We start from the raw sequence: 26,088 nt of genomic DNA on the forward strand, positions 1-26,088 counted from the left end.
CCTTCCCACCGAGGCGCTCGACGCCCTCGACGAGGCGTTCCCGCCGCCCAGCGGGCCCACGCCCCTGGAGATGCTCTGAAGGAGTTGACAGGATGGCGCGCCCGCTCGTCGTGGGAATGGGAGGCTCGTTGCGCACCCCGTCGACCAGCCTCACCGCACTGTGTGTGGCGGTCGAGGGGGCGGCCGATGCGGGCGCCGGCACCCTGGTGATCGACCTCAAGCGGCTGGCTCTTCCGTTCTACACGGCCGAGCACCGGATCCCTGCGTCCGCCCGCCGGCTTGCGGACACCGTTCAGGCCGCCGACGCCCTGCTGTGGAGCAGCCCGACGTACCACGGGTCGGTCAGCGGCGCGTTCAAGAACGCGGTGGACTGGCTCGCCCTCCTGGCCGACCACGACCCGCCCTACCTCAGCAACAAACCCGTGGGGATGCTGACGACCGCCGGCGGAGTGCAGGGCCTGCAGGCGATCAACGCGATGGAGTTCATCGTGCGGTCGCTGCGCGGCTGGGCCGTGCCGCTGGTGTTCGCGGTCCCGCGGTCCTCCCGGGTCTTCGACGGCGACGGACGCCTCACCGACCAGGCGGTCGCGGACCAATTGCGCGGCCTCGGCGCGGAGGTGACCAGGGCGGCCCTGCAGTTCCGGGCGGAGGGCACGTGCGACTACGCGCAGGAGCGGCCGTCCGGGGCCGTCCGGGACTGAGCCCGGCCCTGTCACGCAGGGGGCGCCGGTCGTCCTTCCTCAGGGCCCGGTCCGCTCCACGGGCCGCCGGTGCTCGCCGCGCGCCCCGGAGCGCCCGGGCGGGAAGTGCGGCAGCACGTGTTCGGCCAGTTCGTCAATCACTTCGGCGACCGGACGGCGGCTGTGCTTGAAGTTGATCATCAGCTGGTCGATGCCGATGTCCTGCCAGGCCCGCATCATCGCCAGGAACGACGTCCGGCCCACCGAGAAGCCCTGGTGGATGCGCCGGGGCAGGGCCAGCGGGTCCTCGGTCAGATCCAGATAGGTGGCCTGCGCGTACGGCTTGAACCCACCGCCATCGCCCCGGGTCAGCTCTCGCCACCGCTCGATGTTCTCGGCCTGCTGCTGGAGCGGCGGGGTGTAGTACAGCCAGCCGTCCGTGTTGTCGGCGATCCACCGGACGTCCTGCCTGCCGCGTCCCGTCATCAGTACGGGGATCCGCCGGTACACCGGCTTGGGCAGCAGATCGGTGCCGCCCATCCGGCCGAGCGGCGACTCCACGTTCGGGAAACGGTGCTCGAGGACGACACGGAAGTACTCCAGCGACTGCCGGAACCTCTCGGCCCGGCTGCCCAGGTCCTGACCGAAGGCCGGGAACTCCACCGGCCGGTCACCGGTGGCCACCCCGAGCAGGAGCCGTCCGCCTGACAGCTGGTCCACCGAGGCGGCCGCCTTGGCGGTGTGCAATGGATGCCGCAGCGGCATGACGATGCTGGCGGTCCCCAGTGTGATCGAGGTGGTGCGGGCACTGAGCTGCCCCAGGTACACCCACGGGTCGAAGACCTGCCCGGCGTCCCCGAAGCTCGGGTCCAGCAGCGGCACGTCACGGACCCACACCGAGGCGAAGCCGGCCCGCTCGGCCTGCTGGATCCGCTCGATGTGCCCGGCCAGGGACGGCACGGGCCCTTCGAAGCCCTCCAGGGGCGTGATGGCGCCAACGGTCATCCTGCCGCCGGGATACGCCCTGGCCATGGCCACGTGCTGGGAGAACGGCCGCTGCGCCCCGCCTTCGACGTCCACGGGTGCGCCGGCTGAAGGAGCTGTCGATTGTGTCATGCGATCCTCCGGCGATTTCATGCCGAGTCCGAGTCCGAGTCCGCATCGGACGTGTGCTGAGGTTGCGCAACCGGAGGTCCTCGCGCATCCCCTCGCCGACGTAGCGCCGACGTTCCAACAGGAGTTCGCTCTGCGCGCCGTGTGGCGGGACGTGGAGACGAACGGGGCTGTAGGGGCCCTGGGAAAGCACGGTGAGGTGGTGCGCCGGTGGTCGTTGAGGTGGTGCGCCGGTGGCCGTCCCCCCGGATCTGCCAGTCACGTCCGCCCCTCGACCAGTGTGAAGGTGGCCGCCGTGAGTACGGGCGGTTCCGTCTCCTCGATGATGGCGCCGACCTCGTCGGTCATGGCTCCTTCTAGCCCGGGGCGCCGACGAGAGCCTCGAAGTCCCGGGGCAGCTGGGACATTACGTGGCGGAACTCGCCATCACTGACCGCTTCCCTCAGGGTGCTCAGCTCCGCCCGTACGCCCTCGCGGGCCTCGTCCGGGCTCACCCCTGCTCGCCTGCTCACCCGATTGATGAACTCGTCGAGTCCGAAGCGCTCGGCCTCCGGAGTGGGAGAGACCAGCGGTTCCTTCAGCGGCTTGGGCAGTTCGGACGCGAGGTCCTCCGCCTCACCCCTGGTGAGCCGCTCGGCCAGGGTTTCCAGGGTGGCGCGGGTGAGGGGCTCCGCCTTCTCCGGGGGGACAGGGGCGCGCCGGGTGATGGTGTCGAGGAAGGTCTTGTAGTCCATGAGCCGTCCTTTTTCTGAAGCTTTGCAACTGCCTGGCGTGGGAACTGAGACAGCCGCCGAATGGTGCGTCGTGCGTGTGGGGGTGGCGGGCTGATGCGCGTCATGGTGCATGCGCGTCAGCAGAGGCCGTTTCCATGCTCCGGATGTGGGCCACACCCTGCCTGCTCCCGGTGGGCGGAAAAGCGGCGGGCTCCATAGACCTCCGAGCACAAGTGCAGACGGCCTCCGCCACGGCAAAGGGGACACCGGCGGGTCTGCCGGATGTGCGTCAGGGCGCCGTGCCTGTGGGCGCGGTCGGCTTTCCCGCCGCCGCGTTTCCGGCCGGCCCGGTCATCCCGTTCGGCGGCGAGCGTTCGACGGCGGCGAGCTGTCGGGCGATGTCCATCAGCCACCCTGCCAGGTCGATGGACCGTGGGGGCACGGCCGCGGCGCGGCTCTCTCCCGCACCCAAGAGATGAGCATGACCTCGTCGGACACGGTGCCGACTCGCCCCGCTTCCTCCAGGGCCCTCGAAGCCGTTGCGTGACGCTCGGGGGGTGATGGTCGGGGTGGTGGCTGATCTGGTGTGTTGCCGGCTTGGTGAGGGGCGGGGTGATGCGTACTTTTCAGCCCGACCCCTGCGCCGGGCCCGGTCTTGTTCCAAGCTCGTCGGGGCGCCCTGACACACTCCCGCTTCCCCGAGTCGGTCATGTCGTCCGGTCAGCGGCTCTCGTTCGAGGTGCTGCAACGCCGCGCAGCTTCCTGCGGAGGGACGGCCGTACGGCTGACCGGGGGATGCCTGCGCATTCCATGCTGCTCTGCCAGGGTAGGAGGGGGTGTTCTTTTTCGGCCTGGGATGCGGAGGCGCTCAGCAGGCGGGCTCTGCGAATCTCGACCGGTAACAGCCGATGGCGGCGCTGGCGGGAGCGAACGACGCCGTCCGGTTCCCGGTGAGGAGGCGAGAGGCATGACCGTGATGGGTGTGTCGAAGTTCGAGAGGTTCTTCCGCGCCGCCGCAGGCCTCGACGTGGACAAGAACGACCTTAAGCGGTACGGCGACTTCGTCGACGCCAAGCTCTACGACCTCCTGGTCGTCGGCCAGGCGTCGGCCAAGGCCAACGGCCGGGATACCGTCGAACCGTGGGACCTACCGATCACCAAGGGCCTCCAGGAGAGCATCCACCGGTTCCGGCGGCTCGACGAGGAGGTCGAGCTGAAGCCGATCCTGGAACAGCTCGCCGCGCACCCTCCCCTCGACCGGACACCCACCCAGGAGACCGAAGAGCGCTACCCCGAGATCGTCGGCGGTCTCAGCGTCGCCCTCGCCGAGACGTTCAAAATCATGTATCCGGATGTCAAGAACCCGCAGACCAGCCACTGGGACGGCGTGACCGCGGTGTTCGACCGGCTGCTGTAGCGGTCGCGCCCCGGTGCATGTCACCGATCTTCCTCCACCCGGACGGCAGCTCCGGCTGACCGCGCGCACATACACGCTCGGGGCACCCTCGGCCACGCCTTGCAGTCCCCGGTCCGGAAAAGGGATCCGGACGGGCCCTGCCGGGTGTCCCTGCCGCTCGCGTCGTACAACCAGCGACTCGTGAAGGGAGCCGTACCATGACACAGGCACTGCAGGGGATGCGGGTGGCGATTCTGGCCACCGACGGCGTCGAGCGCGTGGAACTCGACCAACCGCGCGGTGCGCTGCAGGGCGCGGGGGCGAAGACCGAGATCGTCTCGCTCCATCCCGGCGAGATCCAGGCCCGACAGTTCGACCTCAACGCGGCAGGAACCTTCCCCGTGGACCGCCTGGTCGCCGACGCCTCCGTCGACGACTACCACGCCCTGCTCCTGCCCGGCGGCACCATGAACCCCGACCAACTGCGCATGGACCGCGACGCGGTGCAGTTCGTCAGGGACTTCATGGCCAGCGGGAAACCGGTCGCATCGATCTGCCACGGCCCGTGGACCCTGGTGGAGGCCGACGCCGTGCGCGGCCGCCGCCTGACGTCCTGGCCCAGCATCCGCACCGACCTGCGCAACGCCGGCGCGGAGGTCGTCGCCGACCAGGAGGTGGTCGTCGACGGGCAGCTGGTCACCAGCCGCAGCCCGGCCGACCTGCCTGCCTTCTGCGCCGCCGTCGTGGAGCAGTTCGCCCGGGCGCACCACCCCATGCCCGGCTGAACCCAAAGGCCTGACTGCGAAGAGAGCAGGCGGTGCACGGTGGAGGTGGGCCCGCTCTCCACCCCACGGGCCGGTCAGCCGTGGCGGTCGCCTCCGTACGGCCGCCGGTCCGTAGCGTCGCGCAGCCGCGGCGAATGTCGCCACGCCCAGGGACAGGATCGCCGCGGTGCGCCGTACCAGCCTGGAGAGGAGGAAGGGGTCCTGCGTCCCGGGTGGGAACCAGGGCGACACCGCCAGGCGCAGATGGCCCCGGGAGAATATCCGGCGCGGTACGGCCCGGGGGCAGCGACCTGCACAGGGCAAGACCGAGGATCTCGCGCTCGTCCACGCCGTCGAAGGTGTGTGGCACAGTGCCATCAGCCCGTGAGGGTGAGCCCCGAGCGGGGCGGCCGTTCGGGTGGGGCCGTGCCGCTGCTCGTCCGCGGGCACGGTGGTGTCCGGGGTGCCGCCCGCCTCCTGAGCGCCGAAGCGGGGAGAAAGTCCCTTGCCTCGGAACATCCGTGAGCCCCGCTGACTCATGCCGGGCGGAACCCTGAGGTACCCCGCCCCGAGCCGCGAACCCGAATCGTCGTCCCGCCTCCTGTCCTCGCAGACCGACCGCCGGTGCCACTTTTCGACCCGCTGGGCGCAGGCGGGGCGACCGGGCGAACAGCGACTCTGGGGCCTGTCGGGACCGCTCGGCGGTCCGTCGACGGAAGGAGTGGCCATGACCGAGCAGGCCCGCAGGGCCGTTGCCTCGTACTCGACGTACCAGGAAGCCGAACGTGCCGTCGATCACCTCGCCGACCAGGGCTTTCCCGTTCAGAAGGTGGCGATCATCGGTCGGGACATGCGCCTTGTCGAACAGGTGATCGGTCGAATGGGGTACGGCGAGGCCGCCCTCCACGGCGCAGCCACCGGAGCGCTGCCCGGCGTACTCGTCGGCTGGATCTTCGGGCTGCTGAACTGGCTGAATCCGGTCGTCTCCGGTCTGCTCCTCGCCCTGTACGGGCTGATCTTCGGAGCGGTCGTCGGTGCGCTGCTCGGCGTGCTGTTGCACGCGGCCCAGGGCGGCCGCCGGAACTTCGCCTCTGTCCGCTCGATGGAGCCCAGCTGGTACGACGTCGTGGCCGACGAGGACGTCGCCGATGAGGCCGTCCGGCTGGTCGCCGGGCTGGACAGCGGGGCCGGCGCGAACACGGAGAGCGCCTCCTCCAGGGGCGGCCGCCCGCGCAGCGACCCCGCCCCCAGCTGAACGAGTTTCGAAGCCGGGCGGACAGGGCCCGGAGGATGAACGGTCGCCGACGGACGTCGACCGCCGCGGAAGGAGTTCCTCATGGCCAAGGCAGTGGGCATCGACCTGGGTACCACCAACTCGGTGATCGCCGTGTGGGAGGGCGGCGAGCCGACCGTCGTGCCCAACAGCGAGGGCAGCCGGACCACACCGTCCGTGGTGGCCTTCACCGACACCGGCGAGCGCCTGGTGGGCCAGTTGGCCCGGCGCCAGGCGATCCTCAACCCCAAGGGCACCATCTACTCGGCCAAGCGGTTCATCGGCCGGCACTTCGACGAGGTCTCCGACGAGGCCAAGGCCGTCGCCTACGACGTCGTCCCGGGAGAAAACGGCGAGGCCCGCTTCAAGGTGCGTGACAAGCTGTACGCGCCTGAGGAGATCAGCGCCCTGGTGCTGCGCAAACTCGCCGACGACGCCTCCAAGCAGCTGGGGGAACGGGTCACGGAGGCGGTCATCACCGTGCCCGCCTACTTCAACGACGCCCAGCGCACCGCCACCCGTGACGCCGGACGGATCGCGGGACTGGAAGTGCTGCGGATCATCAACGAGCCGACGGCGGCCGCCCTCGCGTACGGCATGGACAAGAAGCAGCACGAGACCGTCCTGGTCTTCGACCTCGGCGGCGGCACCTTCGACGTGAGCATCCTCGACGTCGGCGACGGCGTGGTCGAGGTGCGGTCCACGGCGGGTGACAGCCATCTGGGCGGCGACGACTTCGACCGGCGTCTGGTGGACTACCTCGCGGACGACTTCCAGAAGGAGAACGGCATCGACCTGCGCAAGGACCCGCAGGCGCTGCAACGCCTGTTCGAGGCGGCGGAGAAGGCCAAGACCGAGCTCAGCTCCGTCACCCAGACCCAGGTCAGCCTGCCGTTCATCACCGCCGACGCCTCCGGGCCCAAGCATCTCACCGACTCGATCATGCGGTCCACGTTCGAGCAGATCACCGCCGACCTGGTGGAGCGCTGCCTGGGACCGGTCCAGCAGGCCATGGCCGACGCCAAGGTCGGCGAGAGCGACATCGACGAGGTCATCCTCGTCGGCGGTTCCACCCGCATCCCCGCCGTCCAGGCGCTGGTGCGCCGGCTGACCGGCGGCAAGGACCCCAACATGAGCGTGAACCCCGATGAGGTCGTGGCGCTGGGCGCCGCGATCCAGGCCGGGGTGCTCAAGGGCGAGGTCAAGGACGTCCTGCTGCTCGACGTCACCCCGCTGTCGTTGGGCGTGGAGACGCGCGGCGGAGTGATGACGAAGATCGTCGAGCGGAACACCACCATCCCGGTGCGCCGCAGCGAGACCTTCTCCACCGCCGAGGACAACCAGCCGGCCGTCGATGTGGTGGTCCTCCAGGGCGAGCGCGAGCGGGCCGCCGACAACCGGGCGCTCGGCCGGTTCCAGCTCACCGACATCCGGCCGGCGCCGCGGGGCGAACCGCAGATCGAGGTCACTTTCGACGTCGACGCCAACGGCATCCTCAACGTCAGCGCGCGCGACAAGGACACCGGCAAGGAACAGGGCATCACCATCAGCGAGAGCTCCAACCTGGACCGGAGCGAGGTCGAACGCATGGTCCAGGAGGCCGAAAGCAACCGGGGCCAGGACGAGGCACTCCGCGAGGCCGTCGACGCCCGCAACGAACTCGACGCGATCGCCTACCAGGTCGAAAAGCGCCTGAGCGAACTGGGCGACGCCGCGCCCGCGCACGAAAAGGCGCGAGCCGAGATGCTGGTGGCAGAGGCCCGCGACGCGGTCAAGAACGAGGCCGGAGTGGACAAGGTCAGGCCGCTGATCTCCGAACTCCAGCAGGTCTACGCCGGGCTCGCCGCCCACCAGGCCGAAGCCGCGGCGGCGAGCGGTCCGTCGGACACCACCGGGCCGGACGGCTCCGGGCAGGGCGGTGCCGGCGCCGACGAAGACGTGATCGACGCCGAGTTCGACAAGGGCTGAGGTACCCGCCATGCCGATCCCTCCCCAGGACCGATCGTCCGACCTACCGCCCGAAGGCGCCGCACAACCGCGGCAGGGCCACCTGCCCGAGCCCGCACCGCCGACCGCGCAGGCCGAACCGGGGCCCGACGCGGCCACCGGTCCGGCCGGGGTCGAGGACGAGTACGCGGCCGCGCTGAAAGAGGTCGAGGACCGCTGGCGGCGTGCTCTCGCCGATCTGGACAACCTGCGTAAGCGACACGCCAGGGAACTGGACCGGGAGCGCGCGGTCGAACGCGCCCGCACGGCGGCGGCCTTCCTTCCCGTCATCGACAACCTCGAACTGGCCCTGAACCACGCGGGCTCCGACCCAGGGGCGATCGTCGAGGGGGTTCGCGCCGTGCGCGACCAGGCCGTGTCCATCCTTGAACGCCTTGGTTACGAGCGTCACGCCGAGACCGGCGTCCCGTTCGACCCCTCCCGGCACGAGGTCGTCGGCGTGGTCCAGGATCCCGACGCCGAACCGAACACCGTGGCGCAGGTGCTGCGCCCCGGCTATGGCGAGGCCGAGCGGCAGCTGAGGCCGGCCGCCGTGACCGTCGCCAAGCGGGAGTGAGCGGCCATGGCACGCGACTTCTACGAGGTTCTCGGGGTCCCGCGAGACGCCGACAAGGACGAGATCCAGCGGGCGTATCGCAAGCTGGCCCGCAGGTACCACCCAGACGTCAACAAGGACCCCTCGGCGGAGGAGCGGTTCAAGGAGATCAATGAGGCCTTCAGTGTCCTGTCCGAGCCCGACCAGCGGGCCCGTTACGACCGCTTCGGCGAGGACTTCCGGAAGGTTCCCGAGGACTGGGAGGAGCGGGTCGGTGCCGGCGCGGGACCCGGCGGCGGCTTCCGCTGGTCCACCGGGGGCGGCCCCCGGGTCCGGTACGCCACGAGCGGCTTCGGCGCGGAGGACGTCGACATCGACGACCTGTTCGGCTCGTTCTTCGGGGGCGCCGGACGGGTGCGTGTCCCCGGAGCCGACCAGGAGGCCGAACTGCCGCTCACCGTCGAGGAGGCCTACCGGGGAGGCCGTCGCACCGTCACGCTCGCCGGTCCCACAGGGCAGCCGCGGCGGTACGAGGTCGACGTGCCACCGGGTGTCACCGACGGGCAGCGTATCCGGCTGGCGGGCCAGGGCGGCCGGGGCAACGGTGACGCCCCCGCCGGGGACCTGTACCTGCGGGTGCGGATCCAGCCGCACCCCCAGTTCCGCCTCGACGGCCGGGACGTGTACGTGGAGCTTCCGGTCACACCATGGGAGGCCGCGCTGGGCGCGACAGTTCCGGTGCCCACGCCGAGCGGGGCGACGGCGAAGGTGAGCGTGCCCGCGGGCTCGTCCAGCGGCCGGCGGCTGCGGCTGCGTGGTGAGGGCATGCCGAACCCGCGCGGCACGAACGGCAACCTCTACGCCGAGCTCCGGATCATGGTGCCGCCCAGGCTCAGCGACCGGGAGCGCGCACTCTTCGAGGAGCTAGCCGCCGTCTCCTCGTTCGACCCCAGGAGGACACGTGATGAGTGACCCACGCCCCGGGGCGCGCCAGGCGTCCCGGCTGCCGGCTCCCGCGCCGACACGCGTCCGGTACGCGATCGTGCCGGTGCCCAGACTCTCTCTGCAGACCGTGGCCCGCCGCTCCGGCGTCCATCCCGACCTCATCCGCCGGTTCGTCGCCCTGGGCCTGGTCGAGGCCGAGCGCGACGCCTTCGGAGGGCTGGTGTTCGAACCCACGGCACCGGCCGCCCTCGCCCGCGTCCAGCGGCTGCGCACCGGGCTGTGCCTCAACTACGCATCCATCGGCCTGGTGCTCGACCTGCTGGACCGCATCAGCATGCTCGAAGCCGCCCTGCGCCGCGCCGGTACGAGGAGTGAAACACCCCCATGGACATGAACCGCCTCACCCAGAAGTCCCAGGAAGCCCTCCAGGAGGCCCAGAGCGCGGCCGTCGGCATGGGGCAGACCGAGGTCGACGGGGAACACCTGCTGCTCGCGCTTCTCGATCAGGAGGACGGTCTGATCCCACGGTTGCTGCAACAGCTGGGCACCGAGCCGAAGGAGCTGCGCGCGGCCGTGCGCGAGGAACTCTCCCGCCGCCCGAAGGTCACCGGTCCGGGCGCGGCACCCGGCCAGGTCTTCGTCACTCAGCGCCTGTCCCGCCTGCTCGATGCCGCCGAGCGGGAGGCCAAACGCCTCAAGGACGAGTACGTGTCCGTGGAGCACCTCCTGCTCGCCCTGGCCGAGGAGGGCTCGGCGACCGCCGCCGGACGCCTGCTCAAGGAGCACGGCGTGACCCGGGACTCGTTCCTGAGCGCGCTCACCCAGGTCCGCGGCCACCAGCGCGTCACCTCCGCCAACCCCGAAGTGGCCTACGAGGCTCTGGAGAAGTACGGCCGCGACCTCGTCCTCGAGGCTAGGTCCGGGCGGCTGGACCCGGTCATCGGCCGTGATGCGGAGATCCGCCGCGTCACCCAGATCCTCAGCCGCAAGACCAAGAACAACCCCGTCCTCATCGGCGATCCCGGCGTCGGCAAGACCGCCATCGTCGAGGGCCTGGCCCAGCGCATCGTTCGCGGCGACGTCCCCGAGGGCCTGCGCGACAAGACGGTGTTCGCTCTCGACATGGGCTCCCTGGTCGCTGGCGCCAAGTACCGCGGCGAGTTCGAGGAACGCCTCAAGGCCGTCCTGTCCGAGGTGAAGGCCGCCCAGGGGCGCATCCTGCTCTTCGTCGACGAACTGCACACCGTCGTCGGCGCGGGCGCCGCCGAAGGGGCCATGGACGCGGGCAACATGCTCAAGCCGATGCTCGCCCGCGGTGACCTCCACATGATCGGCGCCACCACCCTCGACGAGTACCGCAAGCACATCGAGAAGGACGCCGCACTCGAACGCCGCTTCCAGCAGGTGCTGGTCGACGAGCCGAGCGTGGAGGACACCATCTCCATCCTGCGCGGACTGCGTGAACGCCTCGAGGTCTTCCACGGCGTGAAGATCCAGGACACCGCGCTGGTCTCCGCGGCCACCCTCAGCCACCGCTACATCACCGATCGATTCCTGCCCGACAAGGCCATCGACCTCGTCGACGAGGCGTGCGCCCGGCTGCGTACCGAGATCGACTCGATGCCCGCCGAACTCGACGAGATCACCCGCCGCGTCACCCGTCTGGAGATCGAGGAGGCGGCCCTGTCCAAGGAGACCGACCCCGCCAGCAAGACTCGCCTGGAGGAACTGCGCAAGGAACTGGCCGACCTGCGCGGCGAGGCGGACGCCAAACGCGCCCAGTGGGAGGCCGAACGGCAGGCCATCCGCCGCGTGCAGGAACTGCGCCAGGAACTGGAGCAGGTCCGCCACGAGGCGGAGGAGGCCGAACGCGCCTACGACCTCAACCGCGCCGCCGAACTCCGCTACGGCCGCATTCAGGAACTGGAGCGCCGGCTGAAGGCCGAGGAGGAGCAACTGGCCGCCAAACAAGGGCAGAACCGGCTGCTGCGCGAGGTCGTCACCGAGGAGGAGATCGCCGAGATCGTCGCCGCCTGGACCGGCATCCCCGTCGCCCGTCTCCAGGAGGGCGAACGCGAGAAGCTGCTGCGCCTCGACGAGATCCTGCGCGAGCGCGTCATCGGCCAGGACGAGGCCGTCAAACTCGTCGCCGACGCCATCATCCGCGCCCGCTCCGGCATCCGCGACCCGCGCCGCCCCATCGGCTCGTTCATCTTCCTCGGCCCCACCGGCGTCGGGAAGACCGAGCTGGCCAAGACCCTCGCGGCGGCCCTGTTCGACTCCGAGGAGAACATGGTCCGCCTCGACATGAGTGAGTACCAGGAGCGGCACACCGTCAGCCGGCTCATGGGCGCACCACCCGGATACGTCGGCTATGAGGAAGGCGGCCAGCTCACCGAGGCCGTACGCCGCAAGCCGTACTCGGTCGTGCTGTTCGACGAGATCGAGAAGGCGCACACCGATGTCTTCAACACCCTGCTGCAGGTCCTCGACGACGGCCGCATCACCGACTCCCAGGGCCGCACCGTCGACTTCCGCAACACCGTGATCATCATGACGTCCAACATCGGCTCCGAGTACCTCCTCGACGGCGCCACCGCCGAGGGTGAGATCAAGCCGGACGCCCGCGCCCTGGTGATGGGCGAGCTGCGCGGGCACTTCCGCCCGGAGTTCCTCAACCGCGTCGACGACATCGTGCTGTTCAAGCCGCTCGGCGAGCGGCAGATCGAGCGGATCGTGGAGCTGCAGTTCGACGAACTGCGCCGCCGCCTCGCCGAACGCCGTATCACGGTCGAACTCACCGATGCCGCACGCGAGTTGATTGCCCATCAGGGTTACGACCCGGTGTACGGGGCCCGGCCGCTGCGGCGTTACATCTCCCATGAGGTCGAGACGATGGTCGGGCGCGCCCTGCTGCGCGGTGACGTCCAGGACGGCGCGACGGTCCGCGTCGACGCCGAGGCGGGGGAACTGGTGGTCACCTACGACCAGCCCGAGGACGTGAAGGGAGCGCGGGCGGCATGAGCACGATGCAGGCGACGACCGTCAGTTGTCCCAACTGCGGGCGCACCAACCGGGTGCCCGTGGCCGCGGAGGGCCACCCCAAGTGCGGCCACTGCAAGCAGCCCCTGCCGTGGATGGTGGACGCGGGCGACGACGACTTCACCGAGGTCGCCGAGCGGGCCGACATCCCCGTCGTGGTCGACCTGTGGGCCACCTGGTGCGGCCCCTGCCGCATGGTCAGCCCCGCACTGGAGAAGGTCGCCACCGATCTCGCCGGCCGAATCAAACTCGTCAAGGTCGACGTCGACAAGAACCCGCGACTGTCGCAGCGTTTCGAGGTCCGGGCCGTACCGACACTGCTGATCCTCGACCAGGGCGAGACGATCGCCCGGCAGGCGGGGGCGGCGCCCGCCCCCGCTCTGCGCCAGTGGGTGGAACAGTCGATCACCGCCCGGAAAGGGTGATCCGGATGACCCTGCACGCAGACCCCCACCTCGCGCTTGTCCGGCCGGTCCGGCCGCTGACCCCAGAAGGATGTCAGGAGTGTCTGAGGCTCGGCTCCCCGTGGGTCCACCTGAGGCTCTGCCTGACCTGCGGGCACGTCGGCTGCTGCGACTCCTCGCCGAACAAGCACGCGCGCAAGCACGCAGCTGCCGACGCTCATCCGATCGTGAGGTCGTTCCAGCCCGGCGAGGATTGGCGCTGGTGCTACGTTCACGAGGCGTTCGTCTGATGTCCGGCGACCAGTCGCAGCCGGGCGAAGAACCGGTGCCGGAGGAAGCGGACGAGGCCGCCTTCTGGGAGACCCCGGACATCTACGGCGCGTATCCGCGCCTTACGGAGGACCAGATAGCACGTCTGGCGGAGCACGGGCAACGCCGGAGCATGGCTCCGAACGACGTGCTGATCCGGGAGGGGGAGCGCTGCGAGGCGTTCTTCGTGGTCCTCAGCGGTAGCGTCGCCGTCGTCGAGGACTACGGCACTGCCGAGGAGCACGAGCTGCGCGTGCACGGCCCCGGTCGCTTCATCGGCGAACTCGGCCTGCTGTACGGACAAGTGGCCTTCTACACCGCTGTCGCCAGGGAGCCGGGCGAGGTCCTCGTCGTCCCCCTGGACCGGTTGCGCCACCTGGTGTCCCAGGACTCCACCATCGGGGACATCGTGCTGCGCGCCTGTCTGGGCCGTCGCGCGCTGCTCGTCGGGCAGGGCGCCGGCTTCCGCATCATCGGCTCGCGCTACTCGCCCGACACCAGACGGCTGCGCGAGTTCGCCGTCCGCAACCGGCTGCCGCACCGCTGGATCGACCTGGAGACCGACCAGGAGGCCGAGGAGCTGCTGCGCCGCTTCGGCGTCGACCCGGCGGAGACACCACTTGTCATCTGGCGGGACACCACCCTGTTGCGCAACCCCAGCAACGCGGAACTGGCCCGGCTCATCGGCCTGCCGTCACTACCCGCCCGAAACCGTCACGGCGACGTCCTCATCGTAGGCTCCGGACCCGCCGGCCTCGCTGCCGCGGTGTACGCCGCCTCCGAGGGCCTGAGCACCACGGTGGTGGAGGCGATGGCCACCGGCGGCCAGGCCGGCACGTCGTCCCGCATCGAGAATCTGCTCGGTTTCCCATCCGGCATCTCCGGCGCCGAACTCACCGAACGCGCCGTACTCCAGGCAGACAAGTTCGGCGCCAGGATCAGTCTTCCGCTGGAGGCGACCGGTCTCCATCCCAAGGACGACGACCACTACGTCGTGGCGTTCGCCGACGGAAGCGAAATCGCCGCCCGCGCCGTCGTCCTGGCCACGGGTGCCCGCTACCGCCGGCTCCAGGTGCCCGGCATCGAACGCCTGGAGGGAACGAGCGTGCACTACTCGGCGACCGTCTACGAGGCCCAGCAGTGCCGCACCGACCCGGTGGCCGTCGTCGGCGGAGGCAACTCGGCGGGCCAGGCGGTGCTGTTCCTCGCCGGGTACGCGCCGAAGGTGCACCTGCTGGTCCGAGGAGCCAGCCTTGAGGCCAACATGTCCCGCTACCTGGTCGACCAGGTCGAGCGCCATCCGCGGGTGGAGGTCAGCCTGCACACCGAGGTCACCGAGGTCATCGGCCAGGAAGTGCTGGAGGAGCTCGACGTGGTCGACAACCGCACGGGCGAGCACCGCCGGCTCGCGGTACGGAGCCTGTTCGTCTTCACCGGCGCCGAACCTCACACCGAGTGGCTCGCCGGCATCGTCGCCCTCGACTCCCGCGGCTTCGTCCTCACCGGGCCGGAGGCCCAGGAAGCCTGTGCCTCCCCCGAGGTTTGGCACGGCCGCGGGCGTCCGTGCATGACCCTGGAGGCCAGCCTGCCCGGGGTCTTCGCGGTGGGGGACGTCCGTAGCGGCTCGGTGAAGCGGGTGGCCTCCGCGGCCGGTGAGGGCGCGATGGCCATCCACTTCGTGCACCGGCACCTGGGGCACTCGGCAGTACCCGGCACCACGGGCACGTCAGCTGTCGCGGGCCACTCGGACGTCTCCCCACGCATACGTCACAAGGAGTCCGCATGGCTCGCATGACGAATGGCGGACGATGAGATCACGAGAAGAAGAAGGAGGCGATGGCGATGGCCATGGCCATGCCCGTCCGGCGCCACCGCGGTGGCGGCCTGCAGGAAAGGCCCGTCTGGGCACCCACCCCTGTCAATCCCCTGGTCGAGTTCGACGAACTGCTCAACCAGATGAGCGGCCTGCTGGAGTCGACGGTGGGCGCGGCACCCGCGGTTGCGTGGACGCCTCTCGCGGACGTGTCGGAGACCGAGGACGCGTTCCACATAGAGATCGAACTCCCCGGTGTGAAGAGCAAGGACATCGACGTAGAGGCCAACGGTCCCGAACTCGTGGTCACCGGAGAGATCAAGGAGCGGGAGCGCAAGGGTGTCCTGCGCCGCAGCACCCGCCGCGTCGGAGCCTTCGAGTACCGTTTGCGGCTGCCCGGAGAACTGGACACCCACAAGATCAAGGCTGAGATGCAGGACGGAGTGCTCAGCATCACCGTCCCCAAGGCCGACGTCGCAAAGCCGCGACACGTCGAGATCACCGAGACGAGTGAAGGTACCGAGAGCAGCGGCTGAGACGCGAGCGCCGCGGTTCCGGGCACCCGTCCGGCACTGCGGCCGGGGCCGGCGAGGCTCGACACCCCTCACGGCGGCGGAGACGCGGCCGCCGCCGTCTACGTGGCCGGCGCATGTGCGGGCGCTCTCCTGTTCGGGAGTCTTACCGACCGCCACGGGCGCAAGAAGCTGTTCATGCTCACGTTCGGCATCTACAACCTCGCCACCGCCGCGACCGCGCTCGCCCACGACGCCCGGTACCTCTACGTCGCCCGCTTCATCACCGGTATGGACATCGGCGGAGAGTATGCCGCGATCAACTCGGCCAGCGACGAGCTGATTCCTGTGTCCAGGCCGAACAAGTCCTTGGAGAACATTGCCCGGCCGCTCACCGCTGAGGAAACCGAGGCAGCCTGGCGCAACGAGCCCGCGCCACAGGATGCAGGAGACTGCCTCCGGCCCGCGCGCATCCGGCACGCCGCACACGAGCGGGAACTGCGGACCGTTCCTTGGGCCCCGGGCGCTTCCGCCGTGCCCTGCGTGAAGTCCGTACGGGACTCCTTGCGAGCGGCAGCTACGCGCCGGCGGGCGGACCCGGTCGGCCCGACGGCGCACCTGAGGACCCCCTCGATCAACGGTGACCGGGGCGGGCAGAGGGAAGGCAGCCATGAAATACGACGGATTCCTCGCCCGTGTGCGCGAGCGAGGCGAATACAAGGACCAGGACGAAGCCGCGGACGTCACCAACGCCGTGCTGGAAGTCCTGGCCCAACGGATCAGCCCGGGAGAGGTCAAGGACCTCGCATCCCAGCTGCCCGGCCCGCTGCGAGAAGTTCTGGACCATGCCGCGCCGCAGCAGGAGCGAGGCTTCGGGATCGAAGAGTTCTACCGCCGGGTCGCCGAGCGCACCCACGCCCGGCCGCGTACCGCGCAGTGGGACGCCAGCGCGGTCCTGACCACCGTTGCCGACGCTGTCACCGGCGGAGAGCTGAATCAGATCATCAGCCAACTCCCCTCCGGTTACGCGGTCCTGTTCGGCAAGGCCGACCTCGCGGACTGAGCCCGTGAGGCGCGGTGGTTGCCGAGCGTGATGATCGCGGTTCTGCTGCCGGAGTGTGCGGCGGCCCCAAAACGCTCTGTCCGGATCTTCCGGAAGGGTGGCCGTGGATGACGTGCCGGCTCGCTTTCGGCAAGCGGCACCAGCAGTCTTTGCCGGATGTCGGCCAAACAGACAACGGCCCCGCCCAGACCCATGGCCGCATACCGGTTCAGGACCACGGGCAGTTCGGCAGGTGATGCCGGCTGGGCTGCTCTGACCAGTTCCTCCAGCAGCCGCTCACCGGACCCGACGGACATGTTCCTGTCCACGCCTTCGACGATCCCAGCGAGATCGAGCCGCCATAATCTGAGCTCTCCGACATCCGGGATGTGGCCCGATCAGCCTGGCATGATGGGGCTTGCCCTTGCGGATCGGTCGGGCATCGGGATCGGCTGAGGACACCAGCCGGTCGGGGATCGTGCGGATACCCGGAGGCGCACAGCGGTCTGCTCCGCAGCCGGCGGGTGCCCGCCGCGGTCTCGGCCAACTCACCGACCAAGTGCGTCAGCCGCCCCAAGGGCCGTTTGCCCAGCGCGCCTCCGGCGTTGCACCACCGCAGGACGAGCTCGACGTGGACGAGGCACTGCAGCGCGGGCTCTGGACCGTCTGGTGCTGCTGGCCGCAGCTTGACCGTGGTTCGCACCGCCGGTCCGGTCGCCACTCACAACAGGAGGTCGAAGACCGCTCGGGCCTCGTCCCAGTGCTGGGTCTGGGGATTCTTCACGGGCGTCGGCACCCTCCGGCAACGCCTTCGTCAACTTTCCATAACTGACGTACCGTCAAGTAAGTCAGCGTCTGATCAGCGCCAGTCCCCATAGGGTCTTCCCGGCAGACGTCTGATCGGCGGCGTCACAACAGCCCGGCTCTCACGGAAGCGCAGGCAGGGAGCCTTCTTCTCACAGTGGACCGATGTTGTTTGCGATCTCCGAGCCCGACGCGTGCCAGTGTAAAGTGAAGACCGCCCTTGACCTGCAAAAGCGGGCAGGGAGCAGACAGATCGGGAGTTTCTCCGTGCTTCGTACCATGTTCAAGTCCAAGATCCACCGTGCCACGGTCACCCAGGCCGACCTGCACTACGTCGGATCCGTGACCATCGACGCCGACCTCCTCGACGCCGCCGACCTGCTGCCCGGTGAGCTCGTCCACATCGTCGACATCACCAACGGTGCCCGTCTGGAGACGTATGTCATCGAGGGCGAGCGTGGCTCCGGCGTCATCGGGATCAACGGGGCCGCGGCCCACCTCGTGCACCCCGGCGATCTGGTGATCATCATCAGCTACGCCCAGGTCACCGACGCCGAGGCGCGCACCCTGCGGCCGCGCGTCGTGCACGTGGACGGCGACAACCGGATCGTGGCCCTGGGCGCCGACCCGTCCGCGCCGGTACCGGGCTCCGACCAGGAGCGCAGCCCGGGGGCCGTCACGGTCTGACCGCCCGGGCGGCGGCGCAGGGAGACCGGGGGCGGCGCCCGTTCGGCATCGGCCGGGCGAGTGAGTGCGGGCGGGGCGGCCGGGTACACGGGGGACAAGTCCAGGGCCGACGCATTTACTGGCTGGAGGACACGATGACGCATCCGTTCCCCGATCCCGCACAGCCGGGACCGCCCCCCGGACCGGGACCGACCCCGGGACCGGAGCCGACCCCCGAGCCGGTGCCGCCGGGTCCCGAGCCCGTGCCGCCGGGACCGTCCCCCACGCCCCCAACGCCAGGCCCGGAGCCCACACCTCCGGCGCCGGGTCCCAAGCCCACGCCGCCGGCTCCGGGACCGACGCCGCCGGGCCCGGAGCCCACGCCCCCCGGTCCCGGGCCCGACCGTCCGCAGCCCGGCCCCGAGCCGGTGCCCGGACCGGAGCCCGTCCCCGCCCCGGAGCCGCCGCCTTCCCCGATCCCCGAACCGCCGGGCCCCGATCCCGTCCCCCGGCCCGAACCGGGACCGCCCCTCAAGTAGCTACGCCTCGACCTCCGAACGGTCCCCGCCCCACAGCGTGTGGAACGAGCCCGGGCGGTCCGTCCGCCGGTAGGTGTGCGCCCCGAAGAAGTCCCGCTGTGCCTGGGTGAGCGCGGCGGGCAACCGATCGGCGCGCAGGGCGTCGTAGTAGGCGAGGGCGGCCGAGAAGCCGGGCGTCGGGACGCCCTGACGGGTCGCCGCGGCCAGGACCTCGCGCCAGTCGTCCTGCGCCGCGGCGATCTCTTGGGCGAAGGTCTCGTCCGACAGCAGGCTGGGCAGGTCCGGACGGGCGTCGTAGGCGGCGCGGATGCGGTCCAGGAAGGCCGCGCGGATGATGCAGCCCGCGCGCCAGATGGAGGCCACCTGGCCGAGGTCGATGTTCCAGTCGTACTCCTCGCTGCCCGTCGCGATCTCGTGGAAGCCTTGCGTGTACGACACGATCTTCGATGCGTACAGCGCCTGCTCCACGCGGTCCGCGAAGGCCCCCGCCTCCGCCTTGCCCATCGGCGTGGCCTTGGGGCCGGCCAGGTGGCGCGACGCCTCCCGCAGGGCCGTGTGCCCGGAGAGCGAGCGGGCGAACACCGCCTCGGCGATACCCGAGACCGGTACCCCGAGGTCCAGCGCGATCTGGACCGTCCAGCGCCCGGTGCCCTTCTGCTCCGCCTGGTCCTGGACCACGTCCACGAACGGCTTGCCCGTCGCCGCGTCCACGTGCGACAGGACCTCTGCGGTGATCTCGATCAAATACGAGTCCAGGCGGCCGGTGTTCCAGGTTCGGAAGATCTCCGCGATCTCGGCGGGGGAGTAGCCCGCGACGTCGCGGAGCAGCTGGTACGCCTCACCGATCAGCTGCATGTCGGCGTACTCGATGCCGTTGTGGACCATCTTCACGAAGTGGCCGGCCCCGTCCGGTCCGACGTGGGTCACGCACGGCGCGCCGTCCTTCGCCTTCGCGGAGATCTTCTCCAGCAGCGGGCCGAGAGAGCCGTACGACTCCTTCGAGCCGCCGGGCATGATGCTCGGTCCGTGCAGCGCGCCCTCCTCGCCGCCCGAGACGCCGGTGCCGACGAAGTGGATGCCTTGCTCGCGCAGCTTCTTCTCACGGCGGCGGGTGTCCGCGAAGTGCGCGTTGCCGCCATCGATGATCATGTCTCCGGGCTCCAGGAGCGGCGCGAACTCCTCGATCACCGCATCGGTCGGCTCGCCCGCCTTCACCATGATCATCAGGCGTCGCGGCCGCTCCAGCGCCGCGACGAAGTCCTCGGCGGTCTCGGTCGACACGAAGTCGCCTTCGTGCCCGAATTCCTTCACCAGGTCATGGGTCCGCGAGGCGGTCCGGTTGTGCAGGGCGACCGTATAGCCGTTGCGCGCGAAGTTCCGGGCGAGATTGCGGCCCATGACCGCGAGACCCGTGACGCCGATCTGGGCGGAAGCGTTCATAACGGTTGGCTCCTAGAGGTACTGGCATCGTCGGTACCGGTTCGGTCCTGCAGGACGTCCTCGATGCGTGGTGCCGGTCGTGCACGTCAGTATTGCCCGGTGACCATCCTGGCGTGCCGGTACCCCCGCCGCACATCCGGGCGTGTCGGCGGGGCGCCCGTGCGGCTCCCGCCCGAGTTCCCGCCGTCCCGGCCGTTTCCGTGACGCGCTTTCACAACAAGGGGCGATTCCCGGTCAGTTGGAGTGGGGGAGCGGCCGATTGCCGCCTTGTCATGGCGTGTTCCCGGCGCATACTTTTGCCCCTCCTGACGCGTGTCGAGGGGGCTCACCATGGCCGTACGCGGTCGCCATCGCCGGTATCAGCCGACTCGGATCAACCGCGCCTCGCTCACTGTCACGGCGAGCGGCGCCGGCATGGCGATACCGCTCATCGGCGCCGGCGTGGCGCACGCCGCCGACGTGGACACCTGGAACAAGGTGGCCGCCTGCGAGTCGAGCGGCAACTGGAGCATCAACACCGGCAACGGCTACTACGGCGGACTCCAGTTCACCCAGTCCACCTGGGAGGCGTACGGGGGCACGGCCTACGCCCGGCGCGCCGATCTCGCCACCCGGGACCAGCAGGTCGCCGTGGCCGAGAAGGTCCTGGCCGGTCAGGGTCCCGGAGCCTGGCCGGTCTGCTCCGGGCGCGCCGGACTCGCCCGGGGAGACTCCGTCCCCGACCCGGACACCTCGCGTGCCGCAACGCAGAGCGCCAAGCGCTCCGTCCGCGATGTGAAGCCGCAGACCACGCCGCAGTCGCGGGCGGGCACCACCGAGATGTACACGGTGGTGCACGGCGACACGCTCTCCGCCATCGCCGACTCCCACCGGGTCCAGGGCGGTTGGCAGCGGCTCTACGGGGCCAACCGAACGACCGTCGGCGCGGACCCGGACCTGATCCTGCCCGGTCAGCGGCTGAACCTGCGTGCCAAGGCGCCCGCGCACCCTCAGGCACCCTCCACCCGCACCCATGAGGCGCCCCACAAGCCGTCCGGCCACCCGGCCCACCAGCCGTCCCGCGGCCCGGCCCACACATCGTCCCCGCCGTCGCACAAGTCGTCCGCGGAGAAGGCCACTTCCGGCCGGGCGACCACCCACCACGCGCTGGTCGCCCCGGTGAACGCCGCGACGGGCACGCCGTACCACGCCGCGGGATCCGCCTGGTCGAAGGGCTACCACACCGGCGTCGACTTCCCCGTGCCCACCGGATCCTCCGTGAAGGCGGTGGCGGCCGGCCAGGTCGTCAGCGCGGGCTGGGGCGGCTCCTTCGGCTACCAGGTCGTCATCCGGCACGCCGACGGCCGCTACACGCAGTACGCCCATCTGTCGGCGATCTCCGTGAAGGACGGGCAGAGCGTGGTGGCCGGCCAGCGGATCGGCCGCTCCGGCTCCACCGGGAACAGCACGGGCCCGCATCTGCACTTCGAGGTGCGGACGGGGCCCGAGTTCGGCAGTGACATCGACCCGATCGCCTATCTCCGCGCGGGCGGCATCAGGATCTGACCCGGGTCCCGGTGGAGTTCCGGGGCCGGAACGGGTACGAGCGGCCCGTCGGGGAAGGGGTCGTACGGGTGCGCGGGCTCGCCGTGGCGCACCGGCTCCCGGCCCCCGGTCGGCGCCTGCCGGACGGGCGCCGGCACCCGGGCCGCCTCCTCCGCGCCGATCCGCTCGGAGGTCAGCAGGATCAGACCGCCCGCGGCGACGACCGTGCAGCCGAGGGCCAGCGCGGTGCCTGCCGTACCGTGGCGGAAGGTCTCCCCGAACATGGTGATGCCCGCCCCGGCCGCCACCACCGGATTCACGACCGTCAGCGTGGACAGCGGCGCCGCGAGGCCCGCGCCCCGGTAGGAGGCCTGTGACAACAGCGTGCCGGCGGTGGCGAGGACGCCTATCACCGCGAGGCTCGGCAGATCAGCGAGCCGTACCCCGCCGCTCCAGTCCACCGCGACCGTCTTGGTGAACACGGAGGACATGCCGAACGCGGCCCCGGCCGCCACCGCCAGCAGCACACTGCGGACCGCCGGATGCCGGTGCGTCGCGCGGGCCGCGACCATCAGTGCCACGACCCCGCCGGCGGTCACCAGGGCGGCCGTCACACGCTGGGCGCCGCTCAGCGACCGGGGGTCGCAGGCGCCGATCAGGGCCAGCAGGCCCCCGAGTCCGACGGTCGCCATGACGGCGCCCCGCCAGGCGGTCGACCCCGCTCTGCGGCGCACGAACAAGGCGGCCATCGGCAGGGCGAACACGATGGTCAGCGCGCCCAGCGGCTGGACCAGGCTCAGCGGACCGCAGGCCAGCGCCACCACGTGCAGTACCCCGCCGAGACCGTTCAGCACCACGGCGGCCCACCAGGCGGGCCGGCGCAGCGGCGCGTAGGGCCGGTCGGGGGTGGACACGGCGACCTGCTCCTGCACGATGGCCCCGCCCGCGTAGGCGACGGCGGAGACCAGCGACAGAAGCACGGACAACGCGAGGGCGCTCACCAGCGGCTCCTTCGCGTGGGACCGGGACAGGAAGCCCGGCGCGGCGAACGGTCGTCTTGCATGGTCACCACGATGCCGCCCGCTGCTCTTCCCGTCGTCGTACCTGAGCACGCATTGGGTCATACCGCCGATGGAGTACGACTGCGTTTCCGTCCACCTCAGGAGGGGCGCCGTGCACGCGTCGCCCCGGGCAGGAGCTCTCCGGGAAGCCTTGGTACTACTGACTTTCGTGGATCTCGACCCCGGACTCGCCGCGCTGCGCCCCCTCGGCGGCTTCTTCGTCCTGCACACCGGAGTGCCGCCCCGCACCGGACTGCCGACGCTCGCGCGGGCGTACGCGCCCGCGGCGCACGCTGCCCACGGGGGGAGGTACGCGGATCCGATGACCTTCCGCGTCCGCAAGGTCGCCGGCAGTCTCGGCACGCCGGAGTCCCGCGTCTCCGCCTCCCTCGCCCACCAGGGTCTCGCGGCGCGGCTGTGGTCCGTCGCCCTCGGCTGTGCCGCCGTGTACGGGCGGGTGCCGGACCTCGATCCGCGGCTGATGCACTGGGACCCGGACGGCGGCGCGCCGGACGACCTGTGGCTCGGTGAGGTCCGCGCGCTGCCGGTCGACTCGCTCGACGCGGTCGTACGCGAGGGACATCTGGTCCCGCTCACCGCCGTGCTGAGCGCTCGTCACCGGGTCTCCGCGCGACTGCTCTGGGGCAACGCGGGCGCCGCGCTCGCGAGCAGCGTCCGGATGATCGACCGCTGGGCGCGTACCGGCGGGCGACGGGACGTGGCGGACCGGGCCCGCACCCTGGCCGCCGGGCTGTTCACGCACCCCGACCTGGCGCGCACCGTCGACCCCGCCACCGGCCGGCGCCGCACCTGCTGCCTGTACTACCGGGTGCCCGGCGGCGGCCTGTGCGGCGACTGCTGCTTCGACCGGCCGCCGGGCCGCCGGTGAATCACGCGTGGTCTTCCACAACGGCCGTATCTGGGTGACCATGTGGGGACCAGCCGCTGAGACAGGGGGTTCCGGGTGCGTGTGGGGCTGCTGACCCGGGAGTACCCGCCGGACGTGTACGGCGGTGCGGGCGTCCATGTCGAGTTCCTCGCCCGGGAGTTGCGCTCTCTGACGGACCTGGACGTGCACTGCTGGGGGGAGGGCGGCGCGGGCGGCGTCGTACGCCACCGGCCGTGGCCCGCCCTCGACACCGCCAACGACGCGCTGCGCACCTTCTCGGTGGACCTGTCCGTCGCCGCCGCCCTGACGGACCGGGAACTGGTCCACTCGCACACCTGGTACGCCAATCTCGCCGGCCACCTCGGCAAGCTGCTGTACGGCATCCCCCACGTGCTGACCGCGCACTCGCTGGAGCCGCTGCGCCCCTGGAAGGCAGAGCAACTCGGCGGCGGATACGCCCTGTCCAGCTGGGCGGAGCGCACCGCGATGGAGGCCGCGGACGCGGTGATCGCCGTCTCCGGTGCCATGCGCGAGGACATCCTCCGCTGCTACCCGGCCCTCGACCCGGCGCGGGTCCACGTGGTGCACAACGGCATCGACACCTCGCTGTACCGGCCGGACCACGGCACGGACGTCCTCGCCCGCCTCGGCCTGGACCCGAACCGTCCCTACGTCCTGTTCGTCGGCCGCATCACCCGCCAGAAGGGCGTGCCGCATCTGCTGCGCGCGGTGCGGCACATCGACCCCGAGGCCCAGATCGTGCTGTGCGCGGGCGCCCCCGACACACCCGGTATCGACCGGGAGTTCCGCGCCCTGTACGCCGAGCTGAGCGGGATCCGCGAGGGCGTCCACTGGATTCCGAAGATGCTGCCGCGCCCGGAGGTGATCCAGCTCCTCACGCACGCCGCCGTGTTCGTCTGCCCGTCGGTGTACGAGCCGCTCGGCATCGTCAACCTGGAGGCCATGGCGTGCGGCACGGCCGTGGTGGCCTCGCGCACGGGCGGCATCCCGGAGGTCGTGGACGACGGCCGCACCGGCCTTCTGGTGGACGTGGACGACGACTTCGAGGAGCACCTCGCTCGCGCCCTGGACTCCGTCCTCGCGGACCCGGTGGCGGCGGGGCGGATGGGCGAGGCCGGACGCCAGCGCGCGGTACGGGAGTTCGGCTGGGACACGGTGGCCCGCCGGACGGTTCATCTGTACGAGAAAGTCCTCGCACACGGGTAGTCATCGATCACAGAGCGGCACAACCGGGCGAAGAGGGGCGGCGGCATGCGCGGTGGACCTTCGGTGCTGGGAATCGTCTTGGCCGGTGGTGAGGGGAAGCGGCTGATGCCGCTGACCGCGGACCGCGCGAAACCGGCCGTGACCTTCGGCGGGACCTACCGCCTGGTCGACTTCGTGCTCTCCAACCTCGTCAACGCCGACATCCTGCGCATCTGTGTGCTCACGCAGTACAAGTCGCACTCGCTGGACCGGCACATCACCACCACCTGGCGGATGTCCAGCCTGCTCGGCAACTATGTCACCCCCGTCCCGGCCCAGCAGCGGCTCGGGCCGCGCTGGTACCTGGGCAGCGCCGACGCCATCCTTCAGTCCCTGAACCTGATCTACGACGAACGGCCCGAGTACGTGGCGGTGTTCGGCGCCGACCACGTCTACCGCATGGACCCGCGGCAGATGCTGGCCCAGCACATCGACAGCGGCGCGGGGGTGACCGTGGCGGGAATACGCGTCCCGCGCGCCGAGTCGTCCTCCTTCGGCGTGATCAGCCCTGGCTCCGACGGCCAGTCCGTGGAGCGTTTTCTGGAGAAGCCCGCCGATCCCCCCGGTCTGCCGGACGACCCCGAGTGCGTCTTCGCCTCGATGGGGAACTACCTGTTCACCACCAAGGTGCTGGTCGAGGCGCTCCAGCGGGACGCCGAGGACCCCGACTCGGTGCACGACATGGGCGGTTCGATCCTGCCCGCGCTCACCGACCGCGGCGAGGCCCGGCTGTACGACTTCAGCGCCAACCACGTGCCCGGGGAGACCAGCCGAGACCAGGGCTACTGGCGGGACGTCGGCACTTTGGACGCCTACTACGAGGCGCACATGGACCTGATCGCCGAGCGTCCCGCCTTCAACCTGTACAACCGCAGCTGGCCGATCTACACCCACTCCGGCCAGCTGTCACCGGCCCGCTTCAACGCGGGCGGCATCACAAGCGAGTCGATCATCAGCGCCGGCTGTCTGATCCGGGGCCAGGTGACACGCTCGGTCCTCTCGCCGGGGGTCGTGGTGGATCCGGGTGCCGTCGTCCAGGGATCGGTCCTGCACGACAATGTGCACGTCGGGCGGGGTGCGATCGTGCGCGGAGCCATCCTGGACAAGAACGTCGAGGTGCCGCCGGGTGCGACGATCGGCGTCAACCCGGACCGGGACGCGGAGCTCTACACGGTCTCCAAGGGCGGGGTGATCGCCCTGGGCAAGGGCCGACGCGTGTCCTGAACCGCCCCCGCCCCGCCCGGCCGCAGGAGCCTGCCAGCCGCGCCCCCTGGCACCCCAGGGGGCGCGCGGTAGGCCGATGGACCGCGACGCGCCGCAGGTCAAATCCGTTCATTGCTCCGGAATCCGA

General features: G+C 70.7%; 24 protein-coding genes and 3 pseudogenes. 20 read left to right on the forward strand and 7 right to left on the reverse strand.

What is annotated here, in order from left to right; all coding sequences use genetic code 11:
• Nucleotides 1-92: 92 nt before the first annotated feature.
• A complete protein-coding gene (locus ABZ876_RS34150) occupies nucleotides 93-701 on the forward strand; it encodes an NAD(P)H-dependent oxidoreductase (protein ID WP_361789087.1) in 609 nt (202 codons plus the stop codon).
• A gap of 39 nt (nucleotides 702-740) precedes the next feature.
• Here ABZ876_RS34150 and ABZ876_RS34155 read toward each other — a convergent pair whose 3' ends face one another.
• The 4 genes and pseudogenes from ABZ876_RS34155 to ABZ876_RS34170 all read right to left on the reverse strand — a co-directional run bounded on the left by ABZ876_RS34155 (nucleotide 741) and on the right by ABZ876_RS34170 (nucleotide 2,978).
• The gene (locus ABZ876_RS34155) at nucleotides 741-1,796 is read right to left on the reverse strand and encodes an LLM class oxidoreductase (protein ID WP_361789089.1); all 1,056 of its coding nucleotides are present in this window, start codon (nucleotides 1,794-1,796) and stop codon (nucleotides 741-743) included.
• A gap of 46 nt (nucleotides 1,797-1,842) precedes the next feature.
• Nucleotides 1,843-2,055: pseudogene (locus tag ABZ876_RS34160) on the reverse strand (glycogen debranching N-terminal domain-containing protein); the annotation flags it as partial.
• Nucleotides 2,056-2,149: 94 nt separating this feature from the next.
• Nucleotides 2,150-2,527: a DUF2267 domain-containing protein gene (locus tag ABZ876_RS34165; protein WP_361789091.1), complete on the reverse strand. Its 378-nt coding sequence runs from the start codon at nucleotides 2,525-2,527 to the stop codon at nucleotides 2,150-2,152.
• A 268-nt stretch (nucleotides 2,528-2,795) separates the two neighbouring features.
• Complete coding sequence (locus ABZ876_RS34170; protein ID WP_361789093.1) at nucleotides 2,796-2,978, reverse strand: hypothetical protein; 183 nt, start codon at nucleotides 2,976-2,978, stop codon at nucleotides 2,796-2,798.
• Between the two features lie 495 nt (nucleotides 2,979-3,473).
• Here ABZ876_RS34170 and ABZ876_RS34175 point away from each other — a divergent pair, with 495 nt between their 5' ends.
• The 14 genes and pseudogenes from ABZ876_RS34175 to ABZ876_RS34240 all read left to right on the forward strand — a co-directional run bounded on the left by ABZ876_RS34175 (nucleotide 3,474) and on the right by ABZ876_RS34240 (nucleotide 16,569).
• The gene (locus ABZ876_RS34175; RefSeq protein WP_361789095.1) at nucleotides 3,474-3,923 is read left to right on the forward strand and encodes a DUF1931 family protein; all 450 of its coding nucleotides are present in this window, start codon (nucleotides 3,474-3,476) and stop codon (nucleotides 3,921-3,923) included.
• Between the two features lie 197 nt (nucleotides 3,924-4,120).
• Complete coding sequence (locus ABZ876_RS34180; protein WP_361789097.1) at nucleotides 4,121-4,687, forward strand: type 1 glutamine amidotransferase domain-containing protein; 567 nt, start codon at nucleotides 4,121-4,123, stop codon at nucleotides 4,685-4,687.
• A gap of 706 nt (nucleotides 4,688-5,393) precedes the next feature.
• A complete protein-coding gene (locus tag ABZ876_RS34185; RefSeq protein WP_361789099.1) occupies nucleotides 5,394-5,921 on the forward strand; it encodes a general stress protein in 528 nt (175 codons plus the stop codon).
• A gap of 81 nt (nucleotides 5,922-6,002) precedes the next feature.
• Nucleotides 6,003-7,907 (forward strand): molecular chaperone DnaK, encoded by a 1,905-nt coding sequence (gene dnaK / locus ABZ876_RS34190; RefSeq protein WP_361789101.1) that lies wholly within the window; start codon nucleotides 6,003-6,005, stop codon nucleotides 7,905-7,907.
• A 10-nt stretch (nucleotides 7,908-7,917) separates the two neighbouring features.
• A complete protein-coding gene (locus ABZ876_RS34195; protein ID WP_361789103.1) occupies nucleotides 7,918-8,502 on the forward strand; it encodes a nucleotide exchange factor GrpE in 585 nt (194 codons plus the stop codon).
• Between the two features lie 6 nt (nucleotides 8,503-8,508).
• On the forward strand, nucleotides 8,509-9,453 hold the full coding sequence (locus tag ABZ876_RS34200) for a J domain-containing protein (RefSeq protein ID WP_361789105.1): 945 nt from the start codon (nucleotides 8,509-8,511) through the stop codon (nucleotides 9,451-9,453).
• The gene (locus tag ABZ876_RS34205) at nucleotides 9,446-9,820 is read left to right on the forward strand and encodes a chaperone modulator CbpM (RefSeq protein ID WP_361789107.1); all 375 of its coding nucleotides are present in this window, start codon (nucleotides 9,446-9,448) and stop codon (nucleotides 9,818-9,820) included. The genes ABZ876_RS34200 and ABZ876_RS34205 overlap by 8 nt, the downstream gene beginning before the upstream one ends.
• Nucleotides 9,811-12,450, forward strand: coding sequence for an ATP-dependent chaperone ClpB (clpB, locus tag ABZ876_RS34210; RefSeq protein WP_361789109.1), 2,640 nt, complete (start codon nucleotides 9,811-9,813; stop codon nucleotides 12,448-12,450). The genes ABZ876_RS34205 and clpB overlap by 10 nt, the downstream gene beginning before the upstream one ends.
• A complete protein-coding gene (gene trxA / locus ABZ876_RS34215) occupies nucleotides 12,447-12,893 on the forward strand; it encodes a thioredoxin (protein WP_361789111.1) in 447 nt (148 codons plus the stop codon). The genes clpB and trxA overlap by 4 nt, the downstream gene beginning before the upstream one ends.
• 5 nt (nucleotides 12,894-12,898) lie before the next feature.
• Nucleotides 12,899-13,162: a UBP-type zinc finger domain-containing protein gene (locus ABZ876_RS34220; RefSeq protein WP_361789113.1), complete on the forward strand. Its 264-nt coding sequence runs from the start codon at nucleotides 12,899-12,901 to the stop codon at nucleotides 13,160-13,162.
• The gene (locus ABZ876_RS34225) at nucleotides 13,162-14,976 is read left to right on the forward strand and encodes an FAD-dependent oxidoreductase (RefSeq protein ID WP_361789115.1); all 1,815 of its coding nucleotides are present in this window, start codon (nucleotides 13,162-13,164) and stop codon (nucleotides 14,974-14,976) included. The genes ABZ876_RS34220 and ABZ876_RS34225 overlap by 1 nt, the downstream gene beginning before the upstream one ends.
• 53 nt (nucleotides 14,977-15,029) lie before the next feature.
• Nucleotides 15,030-15,530: an Hsp20/alpha crystallin family protein gene (locus tag ABZ876_RS34230; protein WP_361789206.1), complete on the forward strand. Its 501-nt coding sequence runs from the start codon at nucleotides 15,030-15,032 to the stop codon at nucleotides 15,528-15,530.
• A gap of 87 nt (nucleotides 15,531-15,617) precedes the next feature.
• Nucleotides 15,618-15,854: pseudogene (locus tag ABZ876_RS34235) on the forward strand (MFS transporter); the annotation flags it as partial.
• 322 nt (nucleotides 15,855-16,176) lie between these two features.
• Nucleotides 16,177-16,569: a DUF2267 domain-containing protein gene (locus ABZ876_RS34240; protein WP_361789117.1), complete on the forward strand. Its 393-nt coding sequence runs from the start codon at nucleotides 16,177-16,179 to the stop codon at nucleotides 16,567-16,569.
• A 393-nt stretch (nucleotides 16,570-16,962) separates the two neighbouring features.
• Here ABZ876_RS34240 and ABZ876_RS34245 read toward each other — a convergent pair.
• Nucleotides 16,963-17,143: pseudogene (locus ABZ876_RS34245) on the reverse strand (ISNCY family transposase); the annotation flags it as partial.
• A 476-nt stretch (nucleotides 17,144-17,619) separates the two neighbouring features.
• Between ABZ876_RS34245 and panD the strand changes: the two are divergent.
• The gene (gene panD, locus ABZ876_RS34250) at nucleotides 17,620-18,039 is read left to right on the forward strand and encodes an aspartate 1-decarboxylase (RefSeq protein ID WP_361789119.1); all 420 of its coding nucleotides are present in this window, start codon (nucleotides 17,620-17,622) and stop codon (nucleotides 18,037-18,039) included.
• Between the two features lie 518 nt (nucleotides 18,040-18,557).
• On the opposite strand, the gene gndA is transcribed toward panD, so the two are convergent.
• On the reverse strand, nucleotides 18,558-19,997 hold the full coding sequence (gene gndA, locus ABZ876_RS34255) for an NADP-dependent phosphogluconate dehydrogenase (protein WP_361789121.1): 1,440 nt from the start codon (nucleotides 19,995-19,997) through the stop codon (nucleotides 18,558-18,560).
• Between the two features lie 330 nt (nucleotides 19,998-20,327).
• On the opposite strand from gndA, the gene ABZ876_RS34260 reads away from it, so the two are divergent.
• On the forward strand, nucleotides 20,328-21,542 hold the full coding sequence (locus ABZ876_RS34260) for a transglycosylase family protein (protein WP_361789123.1): 1,215 nt from the start codon (nucleotides 20,328-20,330) through the stop codon (nucleotides 21,540-21,542).
• Here the strand turns inward: ABZ876_RS34260 and ABZ876_RS34265 are convergent.
• Nucleotides 21,512-22,522 carry a DMT family transporter gene (locus ABZ876_RS34265; protein ID WP_361789125.1) on the reverse strand — a complete coding sequence of 337 codons (1,011 nt, stop codon included), beginning with the start codon at nucleotides 22,520-22,522 and terminating at the stop codon, nucleotides 21,512-21,514. The two genes, ABZ876_RS34260 and ABZ876_RS34265, sit on opposite strands and share 31 nt — an antisense overlap.
• 229 nt (nucleotides 22,523-22,751) lie before the next feature.
• Between ABZ876_RS34265 and ABZ876_RS34270 the strand changes: the two genes are divergently transcribed.
• From ABZ876_RS34270 to glgC, 3 genes are all read left to right on the forward strand, one after another.
• Nucleotides 22,752-23,471, forward strand: a complete 720-nt coding sequence (locus ABZ876_RS34270) for a (2Fe-2S)-binding protein (protein WP_361789127.1) — start codon at nucleotides 22,752-22,754, stop codon at nucleotides 23,469-23,471.
• A 75-nt stretch (nucleotides 23,472-23,546) separates the two neighbouring features.
• Nucleotides 23,547-24,698 carry a glycogen synthase gene (glgA, locus tag ABZ876_RS34275; RefSeq protein ID WP_361789129.1) on the forward strand — a complete coding sequence of 384 codons (1,152 nt, stop codon included), beginning with the start codon at nucleotides 23,547-23,549 and terminating at the stop codon, nucleotides 24,696-24,698.
• Nucleotides 24,699-24,743: 45 nt separating this feature from the next.
• Complete coding sequence (gene glgC, locus ABZ876_RS34280; RefSeq protein ID WP_361789131.1) at nucleotides 24,744-25,961, forward strand: glucose-1-phosphate adenylyltransferase; 1,218 nt, start codon at nucleotides 24,744-24,746, stop codon at nucleotides 25,959-25,961.
• Nucleotides 25,962-26,088: the final 127 nt, after the last annotated feature.

The organism is Streptomyces sp. NPDC046931 (assembly GCF_040644655.1).
In the GTDB taxonomy this organism is placed as follows: domain Bacteria; phylum Actinomycetota; class Actinomycetes; order Streptomycetales; family Streptomycetaceae; genus Streptomyces.